Here is a 6,561-nt window from a genome sequence, read left to right on the forward strand (position 1 = left end):
TAAGGCACCTAGGAAAACTTGACACATACGAATTAAGTTTGGACTTGTAATTTAGTCTTAAATTAGGTACGATATAAACTGTGCTTAAGCACAAACCCATACTTAGTTTTTCGAATCACCAACGATTACTCAGTTTCGGGCAATATATATAAAGGGGTGAAAAAAATGGCAATTTCAAAGGAAAAGAAAACTGAAATCATTAAGAAATATGCACGTAAAGACGGTGATACTGGTTCTACAGAGGTCCAGGTCGCAGTTTTAACAGCTGATATTAATGAAATTAACGAACATTTAAGTGTCCATAAAAAAGATTTTCATTCACAACGTGGTTTGATGAAGAAAATTGGTCATCGTCGTAACTTGTTAGCATACTTACGCGGTAAAGATATTCAACGATATCGTGACTTAATCCAATCATTAGGCTTACGTCGTTAATCACAAAGAGTGGGAGCTTCGGCTTTCACTTTTTTTGTACCCAAAATTTGGAATTGTTGATATGAAAATGAAGAAAATAGACTAAAATCATTTATTTACCTTATGTTTAAATACTTAGAACGCAACTCTCACTATAAAATGTGGTAAACTTAAACCAGTTTATACGTCGAGACAGAATGAATTTTAAAAAACACAATAATCGTGTGTTTCGTTAAGTAGATTGAATTTATAAGTTCAAACAAGTTATAAATAAGAGATTAAATTTATACTTGGTAACTGAAAATTCATCTAAAATGGCACTCTAGCGTTCTAACCAGACTATGAGATTTTACAAATTTCATAGTCCATTAATGCATCAGAGTATTTTGATAGATAAACAATTAATGAAAGTATTTAAAAAAATTTTGAGGTGGAATAATGAGTAATAGTATTAGAATAATCCCATTTAGTGGGGTTCGTGAGAATGGCAAGAATATGTATGCCGTTGAAGTAAATGATTCCATTTACATTCTAGATTGTGGATTAAAGTACCCAGAAAATGAGCTTTTAGGAATTGATGTTGTCATTCCTGATTTTTCTTATTTAGAAAAACATAGTGATAAAATTGTGGGTGTTTTTCTTACCCATGGGCATGCAGACGCAATTGGCGCCTTGCCTTACTTTTTAGATAAGTTCCCAGTTCCTGTATTTGGTTCAGAAATGACAATTGCACTGGCCAAATTAAACGTTGAAAAAGATCCTAAATTGAAGCAGTTTAGTGATTTTCACATTGTAAATGAAAAAATGGAAATCGATTTTGGCGATGTAACAGTTGGGTTCTTCAAGACGACCCATTCTATTCCTGAATCATTAGGAATTGTATTGAAGACTGAAGAAGGCCAGATCGTTTATACTGGTGACTTTAAGTTTGACCAGACAGCTGCTCCAGAATACGCAACTGATTTTGGACGTTTGGGTCAAATTGGTGCAGATGGCGTTTTAGCATTATTGAGTGAATCGGCTAATGATGAAAATCCCAAACCTTCAACTAATGAACGTGATATTGCTAATTATATTTTAGAAGCTTTCAAATATCATAAAGGGCGGATCATTGTCGCTTCTGTGGCTTCTAATATTTTACGAATTCAACAAGTTCTGGATGCTGCGGCTCAATCAGATCGAAAAGTTGTGTTAACCGGTCATGATTTAGAAAAAATTGTAAATACGGCACTCAGATTAAAAAAATTACATTTACCTACTGAAGATATTATTGTACCGTTCAACAAATTAGATAGTTTGGATAAAGAGCGGACCGTTGTTTTGGAGACTGGAAAAATGGGAGAACCAATTAAGGCTCTTCAAAAGATGTCCAACGATCCCGGTAAAGGGGTTCAAATTGGACATGGCGATTTAGTATTCATTACAACCACGCCATCGCATGCTATGGAAACTACTGTAGCTAAAACGAAGAATATGATTTACCGTGCTGGTGGAGAAGTAAAGGCGATTTCAGATGATCTGAATGCATCTGGTCACGCTAGCAAAAATGATTTACAATTGATGATCAATCTTTTAAAGCCTAAGTACTTAATTCCAGTTCAAGGAGAGTACCGCCTTTTGAAGACCCATGTTCAATTAGCACAAGAAGCAGGGATGGATAAAGATCACATTTTCTTAACCCAAAAGGGCGATGTTTTAGAGTATAAAAATAATGAAATGCACTTGGGTGAAGGAATTGAAGTTGGCGACACCATGATTGATGGAATCGGTGTTGGTGATATCGGTAATATTGTCTTACGGGACCGTAAAACTCTTTCCGATGATGGGATCTTTATTGCAGTTGTAACTATTGATCGAAAGAAGAAAATAATTATTGGCGAGCCCAAAGTAACATCACGTGGCTTTGTTTATGTGAATAATGACCATGATTTATTGAAAGAAAGCAGCAGCATTGTTACGGAAGTCGTCCAGGATAACCTTGATAACAAGGAATTTGATTGGGGTCATTTGAAGCAGGATATTCGTGAGAAGATTAGTCGTTACTTGTTTGAACAAACTAAACGTCATCCTGTTATTCTTCCAGTGATCATGGAAGTTAATCAGCACCATCATAAAGTAGTGAAGAAAGCACCTGAAAAAAAAGCTTAAGAGATCAACTAAACTGGTAATGCCGGACATATGGCATTACCAGTTTCTTGGTTATCGGACGTTTAGGGAGATGAAAAAATGGCTGAATCTGATCAGATGAAAAAAATTAAACAGGCAGTTGCAGAAGAGCACTGGCAAACGGTTCTTAATTTAATTGAGCCTAATGTAGAGAAAATTCAAATTGATGCACAGTTAAATTATTTTTTTGTTCTCAGTTTATTTCGGACAAAACATTACGTGGAAGGCTTAAAATATGCCAATGATGCGGCAGATTTTTATTTGCAAAATGCCCAGAAAAGAAAATTATATTTTTCTTTAATGCTGGCGTGTCAAGATTTTTTAGATGCTCATCGTTTTTTGGAAGTTTTGCGGAAGCATCATTTTAACGATTTGGATCAATTTGAAGCTGATTTAATGAAAAAAGAAAACGAAACTCGTGAACAAAGCCAAACTTTGAATCAAAGACTAAAAAAGTTTTATCACCTAGGGGATTTATCAATTGCAGAGGCCAATAAAGAACTGGAAGTGGCTAAACAATTGCCTGCAGCAGAATATTTTCAAGCAGCTCAATTTATTTTTGTGGATCCATTTGTGCATCCGCTAATCCGTGCGACAGTTTTGGAAAATGTTGTGTTGATGGGTCAACAGAAGACGGTCAGTTATTATTGGCTAGATAATCAGAACCATGACGTTAACTTAAGTAATCTAAAAGGAATTCTTGATAATTCTGTTAATCAAGATTTAACGAATGCGTTGCAAAATAAGTTAGCTGATCAAGATCCGATTATGCTATCAGGACTCTTAAAAGAAAAGGACTTGTATTTAAGTTATGTTTACCCGTTTGCAAAACAGATTTTTTTGAAACCTTTGGATTGGGTGAATTACTGGCTGGATGAGTATTACGGCCGTGCACACCAAGTTACAAAGGCAACGCAATCTATAGAAAAATGGCAAACAAAATTTCATAATTTTACACAACAACTTATAGAAGATTCCGAGATAAATAAGTAAAAAGATATAAATAATTAAACTTTTTTGGCCAAATCGGTTTACAAACATCGATGTTCTTTATATAATGTTTAAGGATTCTCGTAGGTGAGACTTGGCCTTTTCATGAGGATGTAGTATAATAGTTTTTAAAGAATCCAGCCACGCCAAGGGCTGAGTAATTCTTACGAAAAATACAGGAGGTTCGTATTAATGGCAAAAGAACATTACGAAAGAACAAAACCCCATGTAAATATTGGTACAATTGGCCATATTGATCATGGAAAAACTACTTTAACAGCAGCAATTACAAAGGTTTTAGCTGCAAAAGGTTTAGCTAAGGCTGAAGATTATGCTGATATTGATGCAGCTCCAGAGGAACGTGAACGTGGTATCACAATCAACACTGCCCACGTTGAATACGAGACTGAAAAACGTCATTACGCACATATTGATGCCCCAGGACATGCTGATTACATCAAGAACATGATCACTGGTGCTGCACAAATGGATGGTGCTATCTTAGTTGTTGCTGCAACTGATGGCCCTATGCCACAAACTCGTGAACATATTTTACTTGCTCACCAAGTTGGTGTTGACTATATCGTTGTCTTCTTAAACAAGACTGATTTAGTTGATGATGACGAATTAATTGACTTAGTTGAAATGGAAGTCCGTGAACTATTATCAGAATATGATTATCCTGGTGATGATGTTCCTGTCATCCGTGGTTCAGCTTTGAAGGCTCTCCAAGGCGATCCAGAACAAGAAAAGGTTATCCTTCACTTAATGGATGTTGTTGATGAATATATCCCAACACCAAAACGTGATAACGACAAGCCTTTCTTAATGCCTGTTGAAGATGTCTTCACAATTACTGGTCGTGGAACTGTTGCTTCTGGTCGTATTGACCGTGGCGAAATCAAGGTTGGCGATGAAGTTGAAATCGTTGGTTTGAATGATCAACCATTGAAGTCAACTGTTACTGGTCTTGAAATGTTCCGTAAGACACTTGATTTAGGTGAGGCCGGCGATAACGTTGGTGTCTTACTTCGTGGTGTTAACCGTGATCAAGTTGTCCGTGGACAAGTTGTTGCTGCACCTGGTTCAATCCAGACGCACAAGAAGTTCAAGTCTGAGGTCTATATCTTAACAAAAGAAGAAGGTGGCCGTCATACGCCATTCTTCTCAAACTATCGTCCTCAATTCTACTTCCATACAACTGATGTTACAGGTGTAATTGAATTACCTGAAAACGTTGAAATGGTAATGCCTGGCGATAACGTTACATTTACTGTAGAACTTATCGAACCAGTTGCTATTGAAAAAGGTACTAAGTTCACTGTTCGTGAAGGTGGACATACTGTTGGTGCTGGTGTCGTTTCACAAATTGATGACTAATTAATTTTAAAAACAACACAGAAAAAAGATTTGGAATTCGTTCCGAGTCTTTTTTTGTATCCAAAATTTGGTTAAACTGGCGTTTTATTGCGTTTTTAGCAGCGATATTGGTAACAATCATTTACAATTAACAGCGTATACGGTAAACTAGCACACGTATGCAATAGTAATTGTAAAACTACTTTTTAATTGTCGGAGGGAAAATAATGACTGCAAAATGGGAAAAAAAGGGTGCTAATGATGGCAAATTAACTTTCGAAATTAGTACTGATAAAATTCATGAAGGCTTAGATAAAGCTTTCCAAAAAACACGAAAAAAATTAAGTGTACCTGGATTCCGTAAAGGACGTGTCCCACGCCAGATTTTTAATCAAATGTATGGTGAAGAAGCATTATATGAGGACGCTTTAAATATCGTTTTACCAGATGCTTATGAAGCTGCAATTGCAGAAGCAAAGATTGAACCAGTAGATCAACCAAAAATCGATGTTGATAGCATGGAAAAAGGCAAACCATGGGTCTTAAAGGCTGTTGTGACCGTTAAACCTGATGTTAAGCTTGGTGACTACAAAGGTTTAACCGTTGCAAAACAAGGTCATCGGGTAACTTCAAAAGAAGTTGACGCTGATATTGAAAAGAAACGTGAACAACAAGCTGAACTTGTTTTAAAAGAAGACAAGCCTGCTGAAAAGGGTGATACTGTTACCATCGATTTTGAAGGTTCCGTTGATGGCAAACCATTTGATGGTGGCAAAGCAGATAACTATGACTTGGAGCTTGGTTCAAATTCATTTATTCCTGGCTTTGAAGAACAATTAGTTGGTCATAAATCTGACGAAAAAGTGGACGTTAAAGTAACCTTCCCAGATGATTATAATGCCAAAGATCTTCAGGGTAAGGCAGCTGATTTTGCTGTTACTATCCACGAAATCAAGACTAAAGAGCTTCCTGATTTAGATGATGAATTTGCTAAAGATGTTGACGAAGAAGTTGATTCTTTGGAAGAATTAAAAGCAAAGACCCATGATGAATTAAAAGCTAAAAATGATGAAGCAGCTAGTCAAGCTAAAGAAGACGAAGCTATTCAAAAAGCCGTTGATAATGCAGAGATTAAAGAAGTCCCTCAATCAATGATGGATGAAGATGTGCAACGTCAACTTGATCAATATCTTGCAAATATGCAACAACAAGGAATTGACCCTAAGACTTACTATAAGATTACAGGTACATCTGAAGACGATCTTAAGAAACAATTAGCAGATGGTGCTGAAAACCGAGTTAAAACGAACTTAGTTTTGGAAGCCATTGTTGATGCTGAAAAGATTGTTCCAACTGAAGATGAAGTTGCTGCAGAAGTTAAAGATTTAGCTTCTCAATATGGTATGGAAGAGAGTGCAATTAAAAAGGCACTTTCTGAAGACATGTTGAAGCATGATATCGCAGTTAAGAAGGCTGTTTCTGTTATTACTGATTCTGCTGTAGAAGAAAGCAAAGCTAAGGCTGCAAAAAAAGCAGACAAAGCTAGCGATGCTGAAACTAAATAAAGCAAATTAAGTTTGACTAAAGAAAGAATCCATTCGTTTTAGTGGGTCTCTGTCAAATCGTATTGGT

Annotated in this window: 5 protein-coding genes; all 5 read left to right on the forward strand. The window is 36.2% G+C overall.

Features of this window, described 5'->3' with window-relative positions; all coding sequences use genetic code 11:
* The first annotated feature begins 165 nt into the window (after positions 1-165).
* The 5 genes from rpsO (at position 166) to tig (ending at position 6,494) form a co-directional block, all read left to right on the forward strand.
* Positions 166-435 (forward strand): 30S ribosomal protein S15, encoded by a 270-nt coding sequence (gene rpsO / locus IV84_RS09055; protein WP_046872199.1) that lies wholly within the window; start codon positions 166-168, stop codon positions 433-435.
* Between the two features lie 417 nt (positions 436-852).
* Complete coding sequence (locus tag IV84_RS09060) at positions 853-2,562, forward strand: ribonuclease J (protein WP_056986483.1); 1,710 nt, start codon at positions 853-855, stop codon at positions 2,560-2,562.
* 78 nt (positions 2,563-2,640) lie between these two features.
* Positions 2,641-3,573 (forward strand): hypothetical protein, encoded by a 933-nt coding sequence (locus tag IV84_RS09065; protein ID WP_056986485.1) that lies wholly within the window; start codon positions 2,641-2,643, stop codon positions 3,571-3,573.
* A gap of 189 nt (positions 3,574-3,762) precedes the next feature.
* Entirely contained in the window at positions 3,763-4,950 is a 1,188-nt protein-coding gene (gene tuf / locus IV84_RS09070) for an elongation factor Tu (protein ID WP_046872202.1), read from the forward strand.
* 206 nt (positions 4,951-5,156) lie between these two features.
* Positions 5,157-6,494, forward strand: a complete 1,338-nt coding sequence (gene tig, locus IV84_RS09075) for a trigger factor (RefSeq protein ID WP_046872203.1) — start codon at positions 5,157-5,159, stop codon at positions 6,492-6,494.
* Positions 6,495-6,561 lie beyond the last annotated feature (67 nt).

The sequence above is a fragment of the Pediococcus damnosus genome, assembly GCF_001437255.1.
Classification (GTDB): domain Bacteria; phylum Bacillota; class Bacilli; order Lactobacillales; family Lactobacillaceae; genus Pediococcus; species Pediococcus damnosus.